The 20,559-nt window shown below is 51.3% G+C and carries 15 protein-coding genes and 1 tRNA gene; all 16 read left to right on the plus strand.

Annotation, left to right across the window (positions count from 1 at the left end; all coding sequences use genetic code 11):
* Nucleotides 1-289 precede the first annotated feature (289 nt).
* The 16 genes from prfC (at nucleotide 290) to ABD035_RS08580 (ending at nucleotide 20,556) form a co-directional block, all read left to right on the plus strand.
* Entirely contained in the window at nucleotides 290-1,879 is a 1,590-nt protein-coding gene (prfC, locus tag ABD035_RS08505; protein ID WP_212714454.1) for a peptide chain release factor 3, read from the plus strand.
* A gap of 311 nt (nucleotides 1,880-2,190) precedes the next feature.
* Nucleotides 2,191-2,775 (plus strand): molecular chaperone OsmY, encoded by a 585-nt coding sequence (gene osmY / locus ABD035_RS08510; protein WP_343869341.1) that lies wholly within the window; start codon nucleotides 2,191-2,193, stop codon nucleotides 2,773-2,775.
* 110 nt (nucleotides 2,776-2,885) lie between these two features.
* Nucleotides 2,886-3,047 carry a DUF1328 domain-containing protein gene (locus ABD035_RS08515; RefSeq protein ID WP_071846595.1) on the plus strand — a complete coding sequence of 54 codons (162 nt, stop codon included), beginning with the start codon at nucleotides 2,886-2,888 and terminating at the stop codon, nucleotides 3,045-3,047.
* A 148-nt stretch (nucleotides 3,048-3,195) separates the two neighbouring features.
* Nucleotides 3,196-3,999 carry a TatD family hydrolase gene (locus tag ABD035_RS08520; RefSeq protein WP_343869344.1) on the plus strand — a complete coding sequence of 268 codons (804 nt, stop codon included), beginning with the start codon at nucleotides 3,196-3,198 and terminating at the stop codon, nucleotides 3,997-3,999.
* Between the two features lie 231 nt (nucleotides 4,000-4,230).
* Nucleotides 4,231-5,010 carry a deoxyribose-phosphate aldolase gene (gene deoC, locus ABD035_RS08525; RefSeq protein ID WP_343869347.1) on the plus strand — a complete coding sequence of 260 codons (780 nt, stop codon included), beginning with the start codon at nucleotides 4,231-4,233 and terminating at the stop codon, nucleotides 5,008-5,010.
* A gap of 106 nt (nucleotides 5,011-5,116) precedes the next feature.
* Nucleotides 5,117-6,436, plus strand: a complete 1,320-nt coding sequence (deoA, locus tag ABD035_RS08530) for a thymidine phosphorylase (protein ID WP_343869349.1) — start codon at nucleotides 5,117-5,119, stop codon at nucleotides 6,434-6,436.
* Nucleotides 6,437-6,497: 61 nt separating this feature from the next.
* The gene (gene deoB / locus ABD035_RS08535) at nucleotides 6,498-7,721 is read left to right on the plus strand and encodes a phosphopentomutase (RefSeq protein ID WP_212714459.1); all 1,224 of its coding nucleotides are present in this window, start codon (nucleotides 6,498-6,500) and stop codon (nucleotides 7,719-7,721) included.
* 68 nt (nucleotides 7,722-7,789) lie between these two features.
* The gene (gene deoD / locus ABD035_RS08540) at nucleotides 7,790-8,509 is read left to right on the plus strand and encodes a purine-nucleoside phosphorylase (RefSeq protein WP_212714460.1); all 720 of its coding nucleotides are present in this window, start codon (nucleotides 7,790-7,792) and stop codon (nucleotides 8,507-8,509) included.
* A 185-nt stretch (nucleotides 8,510-8,694) separates the two neighbouring features.
* Nucleotides 8,695-10,638, plus strand: coding sequence for a penicillin-binding protein 2 (mrdA, locus tag ABD035_RS08545; protein WP_343869352.1), 1,944 nt, complete (start codon nucleotides 8,695-8,697; stop codon nucleotides 10,636-10,638).
* A 154-nt stretch (nucleotides 10,639-10,792) separates the two neighbouring features.
* Nucleotides 10,793-10,868: transfer RNA gene (locus ABD035_RS08550), tRNA-Phe, on the plus strand.
* Between the two features lie 1,286 nt (nucleotides 10,869-12,154).
* On the plus strand, nucleotides 12,155-13,246 hold the full coding sequence (locus ABD035_RS08555; protein ID WP_343869354.1) for a phosphotransferase: 1,092 nt from the start codon (nucleotides 12,155-12,157) through the stop codon (nucleotides 13,244-13,246).
* A gap of 15 nt (nucleotides 13,247-13,261) precedes the next feature.
* A complete protein-coding gene (locus ABD035_RS08560; RefSeq protein WP_343869356.1) occupies nucleotides 13,262-14,599 on the plus strand; it encodes an aspartate aminotransferase family protein in 1,338 nt (445 codons plus the stop codon).
* Nucleotides 14,600-14,895: 296 nt separating this feature from the next.
* The gene (locus ABD035_RS08565) at nucleotides 14,896-15,561 is read left to right on the plus strand and encodes a GntR family transcriptional regulator (protein ID WP_343869358.1); all 666 of its coding nucleotides are present in this window, start codon (nucleotides 14,896-14,898) and stop codon (nucleotides 15,559-15,561) included.
* A gap of 942 nt (nucleotides 15,562-16,503) precedes the next feature.
* Nucleotides 16,504-16,926, plus strand: coding sequence for a translesion error-prone DNA polymerase V autoproteolytic subunit (gene umuD, locus ABD035_RS08570; protein ID WP_343869360.1), 423 nt, complete (start codon nucleotides 16,504-16,506; stop codon nucleotides 16,924-16,926).
* Nucleotides 16,926-18,188: a translesion error-prone DNA polymerase V subunit UmuC gene (gene umuC / locus ABD035_RS08575; RefSeq protein ID WP_343869362.1), complete on the plus strand. Its 1,263-nt coding sequence runs from the start codon at nucleotides 16,926-16,928 to the stop codon at nucleotides 18,186-18,188. The genes umuD and umuC overlap by 1 nt, the downstream gene beginning before the upstream one ends.
* 382 nt (nucleotides 18,189-18,570) lie before the next feature.
* Nucleotides 18,571-20,556 (plus strand): ligand-gated channel protein, encoded by a 1,986-nt coding sequence (locus tag ABD035_RS08580; RefSeq protein ID WP_343869364.1) that lies wholly within the window; start codon nucleotides 18,571-18,573, stop codon nucleotides 20,554-20,556.
* Nucleotides 20,557-20,559 lie beyond the last annotated feature (3 nt).

Below are 20,559 nucleotides of genomic sequence, written 5' to 3' on the forward strand. Positions count from 1 at the left end.
GCGGATTCCGGCGGGCAGACAGCGCAGTAATACGATGACCGCGGGGTGCGGCTTAAGAAAGCTGCAGGCCGAATACCGAAATGCCCTGAAATAAGGTAGAATGTGCGTCCGGAGAATGGCCGTCATGTGCACTCCGCAGATAATTACGTGATGTTGACTGATACAGGTGGGGTTCAGGCCGGGCAGTGACATCCGTTGGAGCCGGCGGAGAAACACTCTCCCGGTACGATGATTTTTACGGAAATACACCCCTGTATTGTTTTTCCGCCAACCAATGAAGAACCTGTTGATGTCTACAGCACTTTTTTTAGACGAAGTGGCTCGTCGCCGTACCTTTGCGATTATTTCGCATCCGGATGCCGGTAAAACCACCATCACCGAAAAAGTCCTATTATTCGGACAGGCTATCCAGACCGCGGGTTCGGTTAAAGGCCGCGGATCCAGTCAGCACGCAAAATCAGACTGGATGGATATGGAAAAGCAACGCGGGATCTCGATTACCACCTCGGTAATGCAGTTCCCCTACCGCGATAAGCTGGTGAACCTGCTGGATACACCGGGGCACGAAGACTTCTCGGAAGATACTTATCGTACGCTGACCGCGGTGGATTGCTGTCTGATGGTGATCGATGCTGCAAAAGGTGTCGAGGATCGTACCCGTAAACTGATGGAAGTCACACGCTTACGTGATACACCTATCCTGACGTTTATGAATAAACTCGACCGTGATATCCGTGATCCGATGGAAGTCATGGACGAAGTCGAAAGCGAACTGAAAATCGCCTGCGCGCCGATCACCTGGCCGATTGGCTGCGGTAAGTTATTCAAAGGGGTCTACCACCTGTATAAAGATGAAACTTATCTTTATCAGACCGGACAGGGCCATACCATTCAGGAAGTCCGTATCATTAAGGGGCTGGATAACCCGCAACTTGACCAGGAGATCGGTGAAGAGCTGGCATCCCAGTTGCGTGATGAACTGGAGCTGGTCCAGGGAGCCTCCCATGAATTTGATCAGGACGCTTTCCTGCAGGGACAACTGACACCGGTCTTTTTCGGTACGGCACTGGGTAACTTCGGTGTGGACCATATGCTGGATGGCCTGGTCAGCTGGGCGCCGGCACCGATGCCGCGTCAGACTGACAGTCGTGAGGTCGTCTCCGGCGAAGAGAAATTCACCGGGTTTGTCTTCAAAATTCAGGCCAATATGGACCCGAAACACCGCGACCGCGTGGCCTTTATGCGTGTGGTATCCGGTAAATATGAAAAAGGCATGAAAATGTATCAGGTGCGTACCGGCAAAGATGTCGTTATCTCTGATGCGCTGACCTTTATGGCCGGCGACCGTGCGCACGTCGAGGAAGCTTATCCCGGGGATATCATCGGTCTGCATAACCACGGCACCATTCAGATTGGTGATTCGTTTACCCAGGGCGAAAAAATGAAGTTTACCGGTATTCCTAACTTCGCCCCGGAACTGTTCCGCCGTATCCGGCTGCGTGACCCTCTGAAACAGAAGCAGCTACTGAAGGGGCTGGTTCAGCTTTCCGAAGAAGGGGCCGTGCAGGTGTTCCGTCCGGTCTCTAACAATGATCTGATCGTTGGTGCAGTGGGTGTACTGCAGTTCGATGTGGTGGTTGCCCGACTGAAGAGCGAATATAACGTAGAAGCGATTTATGAATCGGTCAATGTCTCGACGGCGCGCTGGGTGGAATGCAACGATGTGAAGAAGTTTGATGAATTCCAGCGCAAGAACGAAGTCAACCTGGCACTGGATGGCGGGGATAACCTGACCTATATCGCGCCGACAATGGTTAACCTGAACATTACTCAGGAGCGTTATCCGGATGTTGTTTTCCGGAAAACACGCGAACACTAACCGACTGTTGTTTCAATAAAACCGGCCTCTGGCCGGTTTTTTTAAGATATTCCCGCGTCCCGGTTCAGGATTTTCCTGCTTCTGCCAACCTGCGTAAATTGCTTATCATCACTTCCTTTTGGCAGCGATGGCTTCCCGCCGTTGCTTTGCAGACGCTTGTTCCGGGACTCAGCAGATTCCTAAAAATCTGCACAACAGTAAAACTCAACTATTATTAAAGTGATGTGACCGATGCGCAAGGCCGGGGACGACCGGTTCCGGACATGACAGTCAACGAAGCGCAGACGTCATTATCATGCAGGATATTATTAATGAAAAAAATCAGCATTATGAAAAAGCTGTTACTGATTTCCGCACTTTGCAGCCTGAATGTGTATGCCGCCGGTCAGCCGGCGCAAACACCCCCCGCTGAGGGGAAATCGGTGATGCGGAGTGTCGACAACTTTATGGACGACAGTGCCATTACCGCGAAGGTAAAAACTGCGCTGATTGATGACAAAGAGATCAACAGTACCGATCTCTCGCTGTCCACCCAACGGGGAGTCGTTACCGTTGAGGGTTTTGTGACATCACGCCGGCAGATGGAGCGAGTAGATCACCTGGTCAGAAGCATCACCGGGGTGAAGCAAGTGATTAATCATCTGCACTTAAAGCCAGCGCAGCAAACGAATCTGAAGAGTTATGCCAGTGATACCGCGACAACCAGTGAGATTGTGGCCCGTTTACTGGCAAATAAGCAGGTCTCATCGAGGCATATCTCAGTCACTACGACACGGGGTACGGTTCTGCTGACCGGGGATGTCAGTAACCGTCAGCAAAAAAATAAGGCCGCTGAGATAGCCCGTAAGGTTTCCGGGGTCAGGGCGGTCAAAAACGAGTTATCTATCAGCAACTGACCCGGGTTCTCTGCGGAGGCTGCGGGAAAATTGAAGATAAATACGTGTTCTGAGTCTATGTCAGAACAAATTATAAGATGAGTTCTGTTAATGAAGGTAAGGAGATTACTATGTTTCGTTGGGGAATTATCTTTCTGGTGATTGCATTAATCGCGGCGGCACTGGGCTTTGGCGGACTGGCAGGTACAGCTGCCTGGGCAGCTAAAATTGTATTTATTGTCGGTATTATTCTGTTCCTTATCAGCCTGTTTACCGGCCGTAAACGGTTATAACGTTGTCCTGAGGCCACTCAGTTTACTGCCGGAAAGGATGCCGGCAGCGCTCCCGCCTGATACACTTCTCCGCACCGTCTGACGGCAATCCTGTCTTTTACAGCGCTTTCTGCCGCCGGCACTCTATTATGCTGCCCGGGAGAATGTTGTGCGTTTTATTGATACCCACTGTCACTTTGATTTCCCGCCATTTGCTGAGCATGAGGCTGAAGAGCTGATCCGTGCCCGTGATGCCGGGGTACAGGGGATAGTCATTCCTGCGGTGACGGCTTCCCGGTTTAGCCAGATTATCTCTCTCTGTGAACGTTTTCCTTCCCTCTGGTACGCACCCGGACTTCACCCGTTATGGATTGCAGAACATACCGCTGAGGATATCGATCGTCTGCAACAATGTCTGCAACAGGGCGGGGATAAACTGGTTGCGGTAGGCGAGGCCGGACTGGATTTTTATACGGCGGAACAGGTGGCACAGGCGGATAAACAACGCTCCCTGCTACAGAGTCAACTAACGCTGGCACGGCGCTATGACCTCCCGGTGATCCTTCATTCCCGACGTTCCCATGACCCGTTGGCTGCTTTACTGCGGAAGGCTGATCTTCCTGCCGGCGGGGTGATCCACGGTTTTTCGGGGAGCCTGCAACAGGCCAATGCATTTGTCCGGCTGGGGTTCGCTATCGGGGTGGGCGGCACGATCACCTATCCGCGTGCCCGAAAGACCCGTGAAACGATAGCTTCTCTGCCCCTCAGTGCCCTGGTGCTGGAAACCGATGCTCCGGATATGCCGGTTCACGGATCCCAGGGGCAACCCAACCGGCCTGAGCATGTGGTCACTATTCTGCAGTCGCTCGCGGAACTCCGTCCGGAGCCACCGGAGCAGTTGGCTGAAGTGCTATGGCAGAATGCCCTGCGTCTTTTCCCCCGGCTACATCCGCCCGAATCTGACGCGGATTAAGGTCAGTTTGTTACTTTTATAACATTTCTCGTTCCGCAAGCGACCCGACCCTCTGACGGTTTCTTTACCCCTTTAATGCCCTTTTTTGCGGTTTTTATCTGCTTTCTCCCGCAAGGATGGATTATTTGATCCGTCACGCAGTCCTGGCGGAGATTAATTGTTAGAATTATGACAAATGACGGTGCAGCTTTTTCCGCACCGCAGACCGGCTACTCTGCAGAGGAATAATGAATGACGGATATGACAACGATCGCCCGCCGGGCCCTCGGATTGATGGACCTCACCACACTGAACGATGACGATACCGATGAAAAAATCGTGGCCCTGTGCCGGCAGGCAAATTCTGCCGCCGGACAAACGGCGGCCATTTGTATCTACCCGCGTTTTGTTCCGCTGGCCCGCAAAGTCCTGCGTGAGCAGGGAACACCCGGTATCCGTATCGCTACCGTGACCAACTTTCCGCACGGAAACGATGATATCGATATCGCGGTAGCAGAAACCCGGGCAGCGATTGCCTATGGGGCTGATGAAGTCGATGTGGTCTTTCCCTGGAGAGCATTAAAACGCGGAGATCACCGTCTGGGGGCCAGCCTGGTCAGTGCCTGTAAAAAGTACTGTAGCGAAGCAAATGTGCTGCTGAAGGTCATTATTGAATCCGGGGAATTACAGGATCCTGCGCTGATCCGTCAGGCCTCTGAAATTGCCATCGAGGCCGGTGCTGATTTTATTAAAACCTCTACCGGAAAAGTGGCCGTCAATGCCACTCCCGAAGCTGCCCGAATTATGCTGGAAGTGATCCGGGATAAAGGTGTATCAGCGAGCGTCGGTTTTAAACCTGCCGGCGGCGTGCGTACTACGGGGGATGCTGCCGATTATCTGGCAATGGCTGCAGAGATCCTCGGCGACGACTGGGCGGATGCCCGTCATTTCCGTTTCGGCGCTTCCGGATTACTGAGCAGCTTACTGAAAAGCTGTGGTGTGGACACAGACACGCCGGCCGCCGGTTACTGACGCGGCGATTCATAAAAGCGGTATGACTGCCGCGGGCAGGTTATCCGTCCCCCCGGCGGGGACGGTATCAGGGAGTTCGGACTCTTCAGCACAGCGGGGAAGCACCATGTTTTTGCCACAGGAAATTATCCGTAAGAAACGTAACGGTCAACCTCTGACAGCGCAGGAAATCGGGGCCTTTATTCAGGGGATCACGGACGGTAGCATTGGCGGAGAGCAGATTGCTGCGCTGGCGATGGCTATCTGGTTTCGGGATATGACACTGCCGGAGCGCGTGGCTCTGACTCTGGCAATGCGGGATTCCGGCACCGTACTGAACTGGCAGGACCTGCATCTTAACGGCCCTGTGCTGGATAAACATTCGACCGGAGGGGTCGGGGATGTCACCTCTCTGATGCTGGGCCCGATGGTGGCGGCCTGCGGGGGGTATGTTCCGATGATATCCGGGCGTGGTCTGGGGCATACCGGCGGGACGCTGGATAAACTGGAAGCGATCCCCGGGCTGAATATCTTCCCCGACAATGATCGCTTCCGGCAAATTATTCGCGAAAATGGTGTCGCGATCATCGGTCAGACCCGGACGCTGGCACCCGCAGACCAGCGCTTTTACGCCACCCGGGATGTGACAGCAACGGTGGATTCTGTACCGCTGATCACGGCCTCTATTCTGGCGAAAAAACTGGCCGAAGGGCTGGACGCGCTGGTGATGGATGTTAAAGCCGGCAGCGGGGCATTTATGCCGGATCTTGCACAATCAGAGCAACTGGCCCGGTCAATTGTCGATGTGGCCAACGGTGCCGGCTGCCGGACGACTGCGTTACTGACGGATATGAGCCAGGTGCTGGCATCTTCGGCGGGTAATGCGCTTGAAGTGCGTGAAGCGGTTCGCTTCCTGACCGGCGAACACCGTAATCCCCGGTTACTTGAAGTGACAATGGCCCTGAGCAGTGAAATGCTGGTCAGTGGCGGATTAGCCGCTAACGATCAGCAGGCGCGGGCCAGGTTGCGACAGGTGCTGGACAACGGCCGGGCCGCTGAGGTTTTTGCTAAGATGGTGGCGGCTCAGGGCGGACCGGCTGACTTTGTCGAACGCTATGCGCATTATTTAACGGCAGCTCCGGTAATCAGACCGGTATTTGCCAGGGAGCCGGGGTTTGTCAGTGCGATGGATACCCGGGAGGCCGGGATGACTATCGTCCGGATGGGCGGCGGTCGTCAGCGTGCCGGTGAGAATATCGATTACCGGGTCGGCATCAGTGAGATTGTTGCCCTGGGCCAGCCGGTCGATGCGTACCACCCTTTGGCAATGGTGCATGCGGCGGATGAGCAGAGCTGGCAACAGGCGGCAGAGAGCCTGCAAGCCGCCATTTCGGTGACGCATCAACGGCCAAAAGAAATCCCTTTAATCTATCGCAGAATTTGCTGAATGGTTGCATACTGTTCTGATCAGTTTTTTTTCTCATGACATGAACGCACAGGAGGCGAGCATGAAACGTGCATTTATTATGGTGCTGGATTCCTTCGGGATCGGAGCCAGCAAAGATGCAGAGAAATTCGGTGACGCCGGTTCAGATACGCTGGGCCATATTGCACAGGCCTGCTACGACGGTAAGGCAGATCAGGGCAGACAAGGCCCGCTGCACTTACCGAATCTGACGGCGCTGGGTCTGGCGAAGGCCGCAGAGATATCAACAGGTAAAATCCCCGCAGGGATGGATGCTGATGCCACTATTCTCGGCGCTTATGCCAGTGCGGCGGAACTCTCTTCCGGGAAAGACACGCCGTCCGGGCATTGGGAGATCGCCGGGGTACCGGTACTGTTTGACTGGGGATACTTCAGTGAAACAGAAAACAGTTTTCCGCAGGAGTTACTGGACACACTGGTCGAACAGGCCGGGTTGCCGGGGTATCTGGGGAACTGCCATTCTTCAGGGACCGTGATCCTCGACAAGCTGGGTGAGGAGCATATGCGTACCGGTAAGCCTATCTTTTATACCTCGGCGGATTCGGTGTTCCAGATTGCCTGTCACGAAGAGACATTCGGTGTGGATCGGCTGTATGAGCTCTGCGAGATCGCCCGTAAGATCCTGACGGAGGGGGGCTACAACATCGGTCGTGTGATTGCCCGCCCGTTTATCGGTGCCAAAGCCGGTGAATTTGTCCGTACCGGTAACCGTCATGACCTCGCCGTCGAACCGCCTTCTGCCACCATGTTACAAAAGCTGGTGGAAGAGAAGGGCGGAGAGGTGATTTCGGTGGGTAAGATTGCCGATATTTATGCCCAGCAGGGAATTACCCGTAAGGTTAAAGCCACCGGACTGGATGCACTTTTCGATGCTACCCTGGCAGAGATGAAACAGGCCCCGGATAATTCGATTGTCTTCACCAATTTTGTTGACTTTGATTCCAGCTGGGGACACCGCCGTGATGTCGCCGGGTATGCCGGGGGGCTGGAACTCTTTGACCGCCGTCTGCCGGAGTTAATGGCGCTGGTGGGGGAAGGGGATATTTTGATCCTGACAGCAGACCATGGCTGTGACCCGACCTGGTCCGGCACAGATCATACCCGCGAGCATATCCCTGTATTGATCTACGGACCGCAGGTGAAGCCCGGCCCGTTGGGACAGCGCGAGACGTTTGCCGATATCGGGCAGACAATTGCGACCTATTTTGGTCTTTCAGCTATGGATTACGGGCGTAACATGCTGTAAAAAAGCCTCTTGTTTCTCATTTGCTGGCTGTCATGCCGGCAAATGACACGATTAAAAGGAAAAATAACATGGCAACACCTCATATTAATGCTGAAGCTGGTGATTTTGCAGACGTTGTGCTGATGCCGGGCGATCCTCTGCGTGCGAAATATATTGCTGAAACCTTCCTGCAGGATGCCCGTGAAGTGAACAATGTTCGCGGTATGCTGGGTTACACCGGGACTTACAAAGGTCGTCGGATTTCTGTGATGGGTCACGGTATGGGGATCCCTTCCTGCTCTATCTACGCGAAAGAGCTGATCACCGAATTCGGCGTTAAAACCATTATCCGTGTGGGTTCCTGCGGAGCGGTCCGTTCTGACGTTAACCTGCGTGATGTGGTAATCGGTATGGGTGCCTGTACGGATTCTAAAGTGAACCGTATGCGCTTCAAAGATCATGACTTTGCTGCGATTGCCGATTTCGATCTGGTTCGTCATGCGGTGGATGCCGCGAAAGCGCTGGGTGTTCATGCCCGCGTCGGTAACCTGTTCTCTGCCGATCTGTTCTATACCCCGGACCCGCAAATGTTCGACGTCATGGAAAAATACGGCATCCTGGGTGTGGAAATGGAAGCGGCCGGTATCTACGGTGTTGCGGCGGAGTTCGGTGCTAAGGCCCTGGCTATCTGTACCGTTTCAGATCATATCCGTACCGGCGAGCAGACGACGGCCGAAGAACGTCAGCTGACCTTCAATGATATGATCAACATCGCGCTGGAATCTGTGCTGGCCGCTGATCAGGCTTAAGATATCTCTTATTTAGCCCCGGCAACGCGAAGAGTTATTGCTTTTCGCGTTGTTCATTTCTTGTTACATTCTTCAACAAATGACACACTTTAATCTTTCCCGGATCAACTTGTCACTGGCACTGGCTGACTATCTCTCTATGATAGGCTGCTGGTGATAGCTCTCCCTGCAAACTATGTTATGTAATGAATCTGCGTAATTTCGAAATTGAAGAAAAACTATTTATTCGTCGTGCCATCACGGCGTTTGTTCTGGTAGCAGTATGCTTTGGCATCCTGGTATATAACCTCTATCGGCTGCAGATTTGTGAGCATAGTTATTACCAGACCCGATCAAACGATAATGACATCAAGATGATCCCGATCGCGCCTACGCGCGGGATGATCTACGATCGTAATGGCACGCCGCTGGTACGGAATATCACTCAGTATGACCTGACGGTGATCCCGTACAAAGAAACCGATCTTAAAGCGACTATCCAGGCGCTAACGCCCATCATCGGCCTGACGCCGGATGACGTGAACGATTTCTGGCATCGTCTTAAACAGACCAGCCGATACAAACCGATCATCATTAAAGATGAGCTAAGTGAAGAACAGATAGCGCGGTTTGCGGTGGATGAATATCGCTTCCCCGGGGTCAGCATCGATTCTTATCAGGATCGTCAGTACCCGTATGGCGCGGATTTAGCGCATGTCGTCGGTTATGTTTCTAAGATTAACGACAATGACTTCAAACGTCTGAATGCCGCAGGGATTGCTGAGAACTACGCGGCGGATCACAATATCGGTAAGCAGGGGATTGAAGGCTATTACGAATCCGTGCTTCACGGTCAGACCGGTTATCAGGAAGTGGAAGTGGATAACCATGGGCGTATCGTGCGTGTGCTGAGTGAACAGCCGCCGGTCGCCGGGAAAAATGTCTGGCTGACGCTGGATCTACCGTTGCAGCAATATATCGAAAGTCTGTTGACGGGACAGCGAGCGGCGGTGCTGGTGGAAGACCCGCACGATGGTTCTGTACTGGCGATGGTCTCGGCCCCCAGCTACGATCCTAACCCGTTTGTGAAAGGGATAAGCTATCAGGCTTATAAGAAGCTACTGGAGAATAAAGACCTGCCGTTGATTAACCGTGTGACCCAGGGGTTATACCCGCCGGCCTCCACGGTAAAACCTTATATGGCAATGTCTGCCTTGCTGAACGGGGTTATCACGCCGCAAACGACGTTCTTCGGTGCTCCGACCTGGACTTTACCGGGCACTGACAGACGATATCGTGACTGGAAAAAAACGGGTCACGGCATGCTGAATGTGACTAAAGCTATCGAAGAGTCGGCGGATACCTTCTTCTATCAGGTCGCTTATATGATGGGGATTGATCGTATTCATCATATGCTCAGCCAGTTTGGTTACGGGAAGCTGACCGGTATCGACTTGCATGAAGAATATAAAGGTCTGTTACCGAGCCGTGAGTGGAAAGAGAAAGTCCATAAGAAAGGCTGGTACCAGGGGGATACCATCTCTGTCGGTATCGGGCAGGGATACTGGATAGCAACGCCTATTCAGATGGTGAAAGCACTGGTGGCCTTACTGAACAACGGACGGGTGATCACTCCGCATCTGCTATACAAAGAGCAGCAGGGGAACGATGTCCTGATGTATCATCCTGCGGAAGCCGAGCCGCAGATAGGTGACCCGAATTCACCTTACTGGGCGCTGGTGCGTCGTGCCATGTTTGGTATGGCGAATGCACCTAACGGTACCGGGTATCGCTATTTCCACACCGCACCTTATGGTATTGCGGCAAAAAGCGGGACATCGCAGGTATTTAGTCTGAAACAAAACCAGATTTATAACGCGAAGATGATCCCGATACGGTTACGTGACCATATCTTCTATACGGCATTTGCACCGTTCAAGGACCCGAAGGTTGCTGTCGCATTGATCCTTGAGAACGGCGGTGTCGATGGGGTAACGGCAGCACCGTTAATGCGTAAGATTCTGGACCATATCATGCTGCCTGCAGACCAGGCGAATGTACCGGTCACTGATAAAGATAAAGGCGCCGTTCCTGCGGATATCCCCGGAATGGGAGATGCCGCGCCGGGTTCGGTGACCACCGACCAGTAAGGTCCGGACAGACAGAGGATAAGGCGCGGCCTCTGTCTGTTTTTACGGGAGTTGCGGAAAATTTCAGCGCATTGCTGTAAAAGTCAGCGGTCAGCGCACTTAAGAAGAAAAGTGATTGACGGAAAAGGGCGATTACGGTTTAATGCGCCCCGTTGCCCGAATAGCTCAGTCGGTAGAGCAGGGGATTGAAAATCCCCGTGTCCTTGGTTCGATTCCGAGTTCGGGCACCACTCTTTCTAAGGCCCCGCTGAAAAGCGGGGCTTTTTCGTTTCTGCTCCGGGGACCATTTATGGCCCTCGCCCGGGGGACCCTCTGTTACCCGGATGCTCTCTGCAGATATGGCTGTCCGGTGGCTATCTTATTGATTCCTGATGTTGAGCTGACAGCTCTGACTCTTTCTCTGTGTGACCTCTGGTCTGTTACGGTTGTATCCCGCTATCCCGCTATCCCGCTATCCCGCTGTTCCTGCTTTATCTTTCTCTTTTGCCGGTTCTCCTCCGGGCTTTGCCTGGTGTCTCCACGGAGTATTCAATATTGTTCAGGATACCGGCAAAGTTTATTCTGCCTCTGCCTCTGCCTCTGCCTCTGCCTCTGCCTCTGCCAGGGCCGGTATACAGCTACGAACGTTAACATACAGGTGAGGGCCCACAGGCAATGAATCCCTGTTATGAATCCCTGCATAAGACCGGGTCAGGGAGGACAGGATTCAGGATATTTGCGTAATACTTCCGGCATAGGGTCGCCAAAGGCATACCGTTCAACCCTGAACGAATAAGCCGGGCATAAATTATCTTACGAATTCATCATCACAGACGTCCATGCGTTAATTTCTGCCAGCATTGAGCCTGACAGGCTGCTGCCTGTCCGTTGGAAAATAATCCCCATCCTCACATTAAAATATTCCTGATCCAAAACTGAATCTTTCCCCTTACGCGGGTCTGGTTATTCACCGAGGTATCCACGTCGTGACCTCTGTCCGTTTTTATCTGCCAAAGACCATGCCCCTCTGAACAGGCAAAGAGAATGGATTTCTCCGGATCCCCGTCGTTATCGGCAACGCTGTGCACCGTTGATTGCCGCAGGACAACAAACTGCATTAAAGACGTTTAAAAGTAGTGTTCATCTCATCAATAAGGTCTGTCAGGTATACCCTCAGGATTGTCCGACAAAAATAATTATTACCCCTCTGCTCAGGCACTGCACCAGTATGTGGCAAAGATGCACTGAGTTATCTTAATTCCCCCATTAGCACTATGTTATTCACCATAAAAGTGATCTTTTTGCCTCTGTGTTACTGCTGTAAATTGTCCAACAAATAATGGGTACGATCGCTTGTTTTCGATCATTAGCAGGTGCTATGTTGGTTTTTCTTCTGAAAACTGGTGGACAATTTATACGGGGATCCTGGCAGGGGGGCTAATTTTTGATCGTGTCAGTCAGAATGTTGAGTGCTGTCGCCGGTGAGCAAGACAGAGGTTTCATCTTTACATCCTCAGACATCAAATGCAGAGAAACTATGATAACCAATGATTCAGTTAATAAATCCAGGCTCTCAGCTGCATTCTGCCTGCTTGATGAAAGTGGTCTGGTGCATGGAACTGATGAAGTACCGTCCGCTCTGGTCGAAAATATCTTAAATATCAGATACGGACTTGAAGGTGAATTGAGACGGTTATCTACCGAAAAGGATGACAGTTTTATTCTGATTTGTGATGGGCTTCATTACCTCGTAAAAATATCATCACCTGCCGAATCTCGCGGCGTCGTGGAAATGCAGTCGGCCATTATGAAGTGGCTTAATCACCATACTGTGGCGTGGGAAGTTCAGAACGTTATTTCGACTCTGGATGGTGAGAGCCTTGTTCCGGTTCATACAACATCTCTTCGCTATATGCGTGTATTGACCTATCTCTCAGGTGACATTCTGGCAACGGTTCCGGTTGACGAAGCTAAGCTCACCTTAACAGGACGCGCTGCCGGTGAGATTGATCTCGCATTACGCGGATTTGCTCATCAACATGATTTACGTCCTTTGGTCTGGGATCTTGCAAACATCCCCACACTGGCAATTCTGCAGGAAGAATTAACCGATGAAACTCATCGGGCTTTAGCCGCCGAAGCTTTTGAGCGATTTACACGTAATGTACTCCCCCTGATGGGAGAACTTGAAACCCAGGTAATACATGGAGATTTCAGCCCCTACAATATTTTAGTCTCTGCAGAATCAGCAGATTTTGTCAGCGGGATAATTGATTTTGGTGATGCCGTCCGGACGTGTGTGATATTCGAACCCGCGGTAAGTCTCTGTAATCTCCTGGGGCAATGGGCTGATGATCCCTGGGGAGCTTCTCTGGCTTATCTGCGGGGATATCTGTCGAGCTATAAAATGTCGCCAGCACATGCGGTGCTTATCGCTGATGCGGCCACTGCCCGTCTGGCATTACGTGCGGTGGTTTCTCAATGGAGGGCACAACGTCTCCCTGACCGCCGGGAATATATTGAATCTCATGCAAAACATGACTGGGACAACCTCGCGATGGCGCTGGCGACGCCCGTTTCAGATGTGCAGGTGCGCATCCATCACCTATCTGCAACGTCATCTTTCTGACCGGAGCAATGACCAATGACAACTCCAGAGTACGACACAAAAGTAAACCGGGCACTTGAAGTTTATCCCAATCGATTTGATCCCTCCCGGATGGATAATCTTGATCCACGTATACGTTCTATCGTGGAACGTCGAATGAGTATTCTGGGGCCGGGATATTCCCTCATCTATCGTAATCCGGTTGAATTTGTGGAAGGGCGGGGAGCTCATCTGTTTGATCGCGAAGGAAATGACTTTCTCGATGCGTATAACAATGTGGCATGCGTGGGTCATTCACATCCGCAGGTTGTCGAAGCCATCACTTCACAGATTAAGAAACTCAACACCAATAACCGATATGTACAGGAAAGTCTGGTTGATTATGCAGAACGTCTGGTCGCTACCTTCCCGGAGGAACTCTCCCGGGTAACGTTCGGCTGTTCAGGCTCGGAAGCTAACGACCTGGCCATTCGCGTAGCGAAATTCTACACCCGTAATCAGGGGATTATTGTCACCCGTAATGCCTATGATGGCATTACCAGTGAAGTCGCTTCCTTTTCTCCCGGTCTGGGGCCGACATCGCCTATCGGACCCAATGTTGTGCTTATTGAAGCCCCCGACCCTCGTGTCGCGGCTGCCGAAGGGCTTTCCATTGATGAGTATATGAGAAAGGAGATTAAGCGAGGGGTCTCTGAACTTGCCCGGCATGGCTTTGGGCTGGCAGCATTTGTGGCAGACTCCCTGTTCACCAGTGACGGAATTTTTGCTGACCCGGCGAGCTATCTGAAACCCATGATTGAAGAGGTTCATGCCGCCGGGGGGCTTTATATTGCCGATGAAGTGCAGTCAGGATTCGGCCGTTGCGGGGATACCATGTTGGGGTTTCAGCGTCATGGTATTATTCCGGATATCGTCACACTGGGTAAACCGATGGGTAATGGATTACCGCTATCGGGTACCGTTTTCCGCCCTGAGGTTGCGTACGAGTTTGGTCAGAATTTCAGGTATTTCAATACCTTTGCTGCCAGCCAGCTCCCCATCGCGGCGGGTGCGGCCGTTCTCGACGTGATCAGCAGCGAGAATTTATTGGAAAATGCCATTGTTCAGGGGGAGGCGTTGCGTAAGGGTCTGCATGAGATTGTTAAGAATTCTCCTTATGTGTCTGATATCAGAGGGGTCGGATTATATACCGGTGTTGAGATCGTTGCTGATCGGGATTCCGGAGCACCGGACAAACGACGTACTGAGCAATTTATTGATGAATTACGCGAAAGAAGGATCCTTATACGAAGCTGCGGGGGGGGGGGAGGGAAATGTCCTGAAAATTCGTCCTCCATTAGTCTTCAATTCATCGGATGTCACACATTTTCTTGAAACCTTCTCTGATATTGCAAAAAAGCTGCTCTGAATACGCGAGAGCCTTATCAGGGGACCGGTCATTACTATGCCCGGCCCCCTGATAATTCTGCAATCAGCGAAATGTATGGTAATGTGCTGTGAGTCTGGCTGTAGATCGTGGCTGCCTGAAAAGGAATCATCAGACAGTTACCGGAAAGGGAGTAGTAAACGAGCGGTTAACTTTTACTGCAATATTTTGCTATTTCCTTACTACAGAATGCACGTTGTGTTTTCTTTTTGAGCAATCACCAACATTAACATGTAGCTATATCATGGAAAATCATCTGCCATCATCTTTGTCTTCTGAAGAAATAAAATCCACCACATTAGAATCACTTGTCTTAACGATACGACAGCGGATCCTGAATGGTGAATTCGAACCTGGTTCATTTTTGCGTGACATCCGTATGGCAGAAGAGCATGGGGTATCCCGAACGACATTCAGAAGTGCGGCTCAGATTTTGGTCAGCCAGGGGCTGTTAGTACAAATTGTGAACCGGGGGTTCTGTGTACCAAAATTCGGCCCTAACGATATTGTTGATGTGACGCGACTTCGGGGCGTGTTAGAAGGCGAAGCGGTACGCATGATTACCTACAGTGGATTGATCCCTAAAGGTGCCCTCGATGCCATTGAAGTGATGCGTGCGGCTCCTGCGGGTGCATCTTCTGCTTATCTGAGTGCAGCCGACAGAGCTTTTCATCGTGCTATTATAGATGCCAGTCTGAGTCCCAGGTTACAAAAAAGTTATAGCGTTTTGGAAGGTGAGATTGAGTTACTTATGGTTCAGCGTAATGCCTTCTACGAGAATTCAAAAGAATTAGTGGCTGAACATGAGCATCTTATCCGTTGTCTTGAAACGCGTGTGTACGATATTGCCCGTGATGCATTTGTTGAGCACTGGGAGGATTTGAGCAAAAAATTATTATTACCGACGTGAAACTTCTTAAACTTATGGGATTTATCAAATTTCCGCGAAACAGTGAGCCGGAATTAGCCCCTACACATTCTTATTACCGTGAAAACTCCGTTAAACGTGCAGAATGCAATCCTGAAATTACTGAGATACCCTCGCAGAATTTCAAAATGAATGTGACGATCTTCTGATTACCTTATAAAGGGATAAAACAGAGTGGCTGTTCATTTTTTATCTCGCTGAACCTTCTCCGGCGATATGTGAATAAAAAGAAATATGGGGCAGAGAAATGAGCTATCAGGTGCGGGGATGTATAATGATGAGTACAATCAGGGACGAGCCACTGTCGTTTGTACCAACCCCCCGGAATACGCTCTGAATAAAAATATCCGTCTGGTTGAATGCATAAATAAATATCTGAGAACAGACCACAATAAAAAACGCTGAGCGTATATAATATCCCTACCGATAAGAATGACTGCGCCTCCTTTATTTTAAAAGCGGGAACAGCAAAATACACGATGATAACTGCCAGATTCATGTGTCGCAGCAGTATTACTGACTTTTCAGCGGCAGAAGAAGCCTGCGCTATCTGCAACGTATTTCTGATACCGAGATCGTTCATGAACCGGAACGTACTTCCTGCTTATGGCTTTTAGCCGATGGCGTGTCAAAGTCCGGCTTACGCTAAACATTACCCGGAGTCCGGGGCCGAAAGAGTGGCAGTAATAATATTATTTTTCATCGTCTTTTCTCAAATGTCTGTTAAGAAGATTGTGATCGGCAGGCGTTAAAGTTGGAATTTTCGGTAAGATGTTCGCAGCCACTGACCTGCGCAGTATGCCGAAAACTATAAATTTCCTTCCCGGACAATGGCTTTACAAAAAATAATGACCAGCCATCTTGATCGGAACACTCCATTAGCATTACTGTATATTTATACAGTAAAAATCTGAGAGACCGATCATGACGTTCTATCTGCCTGCAGAGCTGCATACCATGCAGGATCTGCCCTTTTTTATCAGTCGTGTCCCTTGCGGTTTTCCGTCGCCGGCACAGGACTATGTTGAACAGCGTATCGATCTTAATCAGTTACTGATTCGGCATCCCGGTGCCACCTATTTTGTGCGGGTCAGTGGCGATTCTATGACTGAAGGCGGGATCGATGACGGCGATATGCTGATTGTCGACAGTTCACTGAAGGCAGGGCATGGCGATATTGTGGTGGCCGCGGTGGCGGGGGAGTTTACCGTTAAGCAGCTGATGCTGAGACCTTCTCTGCATCTGCGACCGATGAATATCGCCCATTCCGTGATAACAATTGCTGATGCTGATCAGTTTGAGATCTTCGGGGTGGTAAAACACGTAGTCAAAACGTTGGGTCAGTAATGTTTGCGCTGGTGGATGTGAATTCATTTTATGCGTCGTGTGAAACCGTGTTCCGCCCGGATTTAAAAGGGAAACCGGTGGTCGTCCTGAGTAATAACGATGGCTGTGTTATTGCGCGTTCAGCCGAAGCGAAGCAACTGGACATCAGTATGGGGGAACCTTATTTCCGGCTAAAAAACCTTCTGCGCGAGCATCGGGTCAGTGTGTTCAGTTCAAACTATGCTTTATACGCAGATATGAGTCAGCGTGTGATGAGCACGCTGGAAGCACTGGCACCGGCAGTAGAAATTTATTCCATCGATGAAGCATTTATGGACCTCACCGGCGTCCGTCATTGCCGGAACCTGGAAGCCTTTGGTCGCGAAGTCCGTGAGCGTGTGCTGCGTGATACGCATCTGACGGTCGGGGTCGGAATAGCCCCGACAAAGACTCTGGCCAAACTCGCCAATCATGCGGCGAAAACCTGGCGAAAAACCGGCGGGGTGGTTGATCTGTCGAATGCCGAACGTCAGCGTAAACTGATGGCCCTGACACCGGTGGCCGAAGTCTGGGGAGTGGGGCGGCGTATCAGTAAGAAACTGAATATGATGGGGATTCTTACGGCCAGAGATTTATCGGAGCAGAGTACCTGGGTTATCAGAAAACACTTCAATGTGGTGCTGGAACGAACGGTGAGGGAACTGCGGGGCGAACCCTGTCTTGAACTGGAAGAATTTGCCCCGGTGAAACAACAGATCGTCTGCTCCCGTTCATTCTCCGGACGGATCACTGAATATACGTCGATGCGTGAGGCTATATGTAATTATGCGGTGCGGGCTGGAGAAAAGCTGCGTGGCGAGCGGCAATATTGTCGTCAGGTGGGGGTATTTCTGCGTACCAGCCCGCATGCACAGGACGAGGTATTCTACGGTAACCAGGCCTCGGTGAAACTGCTGACACCTTCTCATGATAGCCGGGATATTATTCGCGCCGCTATGACCGCACTGGATAGCATCTGGCAGGACGGGCCACGGTATATGAAGGCCGGAGTCATGCTGGGGGATTTTTTCAGTCAGGGCATTTCGCAGCTCAATCTGTTTGATGACTATAAGCCGCGGGCGGACAGTGAATCACTGATGCGGGTGATTGATGGCGTTAATCAAAGCGGAAAAGGACAGCTATGGTTTGCCGGCCAGGGCGTAGAAAAGCGCTGGGCAATGAAACGCGATATGTTGTCACCCTGCTATACCACCCGCTACAGCGATCTGCCTGTGGTCCGGTAAGGCGGTTACCTCCTCTCACCCTGTTATCACGGGGACCGCACCTCTGTCCCTGCCTATAAGCCCTGCAAAAGTTTATACATTGTTTACCAGGATATCTTTAATTAACCTCGCCGGTAATGTGCCTCCGGCGGGGCATTCAGTGTGCCTGCTCTCCGGCGATATCCGGAACGAGGGCCTTCTGATGGGGAGCTTACCGGAGGAGAGTAAGGGGAAGCTGTTGCCCTTTATGGTAATGATACTAATTCTCATTATTATTTACATTTCTTAATTTGTTCGTACAATAGGCAATATCTGCCGGTGTAATAAAATGTTACATGGAGCATTCTGTTTGCAGTCATCGGCGAGGGTGAAGCATTTTGATCAACAAATGGAATCGATGATAATGACAAAACTTCGCGTAAAACCGTTCGCAGTGATACTGACAACGGCATTTTTCCCCGGGATGGCAGAGGCTACCGATAAAGAAACACTGGTAGTCACTGCGACGGGTTTTGAACAGAAAATTCAGAATGCCCCGGCCTCCATCTCTGTGATCAGCAGAGAGCAAATCGAAGACAAAGCCTACCGAGATATTACCGATGCATTAAAAGATGTGCCCGGCGTGGTCGTTACCGGCGGGGGCAGCAGCAGCGATATCAGTATCCGCGGAATGTCCTCACAGTACACCCTGTTTCTGGTCGACGGGAGGCGGGTGAGTACACGGGCAACCCGGCCTAACAGTGATAATGCCGGTATTGAACAAGGCTGGTTACCTCCGCTGGAATCGATAGAACGGATAGAGGTGATCCGCGGCCCTATGTCTTCGCTGTACGGTTCGGATGCGATGGGAGGGGTCATTAATGTGATCACCAAAAAAACGTATAACCGTGGGAAATGGCTGGGGTCACTGCATACGGAAGCAACTTTTCAGCAGCATCGCCGCTCCGGAGATCTTTATCAGACCGATACTTATGTTTCCGGCCCGCTGATTGACGGGCTGCTGGGCATGAAACTCAGCGGGTTACTCTCCCGTCGCCAGGAAGACAGAAGAGTCAATGGCTATAACGAGCAACGGATGCGTAACGGTGCCGCCACGTTCACCCTGACACCCGATGACAGAAACAGTATCGATGTGGATATAGCCAGAGAATTGCAGGACAGAAACAGTACGCCCGGAAAATCTCAGGCGGCAGAGAGCTGCCGGGGAACCGTCTGTACGCCGAACAGCCGTAGTGAAAACCGCTATGAGCACACCACTTATGCGCTGACACATCGTGGATATTATGACGCAGTGAATACCAGCAGCTATCTGCAACGGGAGGAAACGAATAACCCCGGCCGCGCGATGAAATCCTACAACACGACGCTGAATACACAAGGCCAATGGCTGCTGGATGAACACTCAATAACGCTGGGTGGACAGTATGGTTATGAAACGCTGCACGATGACGGAAACCAGTTAGAAGCTGCTGCGGGCCTGAATAAACTGACACGCTGGAGCTGGGCCGTTTTTGCAGAAGATGAGTGGGCAATGACCCAAAGTTTCTCGCTGACCGGCGGAATACGGATGGATAAAGACCAGAATTATGGAACACACTGGACCCCGCGGGGATATGGTGTCTGGCACCTGAGTGATCAATGGACAGTCAAAGGTGGTGTTTCTGCGGGCTATCGCTCGCCGGATCTGCGCCAGTCCTCCGCCAGCTGGGGGCAGATGACCGGGGGAGGCCGCTCAAACGGAATTATTGTCGGGAATCCTGATCTGAAACCCGAGAAGAGCCTGAGCGAAGAAATCGCGTTGCTATGGGATAACGGTAAGCAACTGAATGCCGGCTTAACCCTGTTTAACACCGACTTTAAACATAAGATCACCGAAGTTCGCCGGTGTAATAGCAGTGCCGACCCCGCCTGTACTATCGGTAATACGCATTACGATTTTGTCAGTGACCGGGTCAATGTTGATAAAGCAAACCTGCGTGGTGCAGAGGCGACGCTGGGATGGAAACCGGCAGATGACTGGAAACTGACCGGTAACTATACCTATACCGATTCCGAGCAGAAGAGCGGACAGTTTTCCGGTAAGCCACTGAATAAGATGCCAAAACATATGATCAATCTGACACTGAACTGGCAAACGACCCGGGATCTGTCGGTATGGGGCCGGATCAACTTCCGGAGCAGAACGTCAGAGTATCTGAGCCGCACCAGTATGGCGCAGGGTACCCCGTCCTACAGCTTCGTTGATGCCGGGGTAAACTACCCGGTCACTAAATCGTTATCTCTGCTTGCCGGTATCTATAACCTGCTGGATAAAACGGTCAGCTATGACGATTATTCATCGACATTAGACGGACGTCGTTATTACCTGGGGGCGAATTATAATTTCTGAACG

Source organism: Tatumella terrea, from assembly GCF_039523755.1.
GTDB lineage: Bacteria > Pseudomonadota > Gammaproteobacteria > Enterobacterales > Enterobacteriaceae > Tatumella > Tatumella terrea.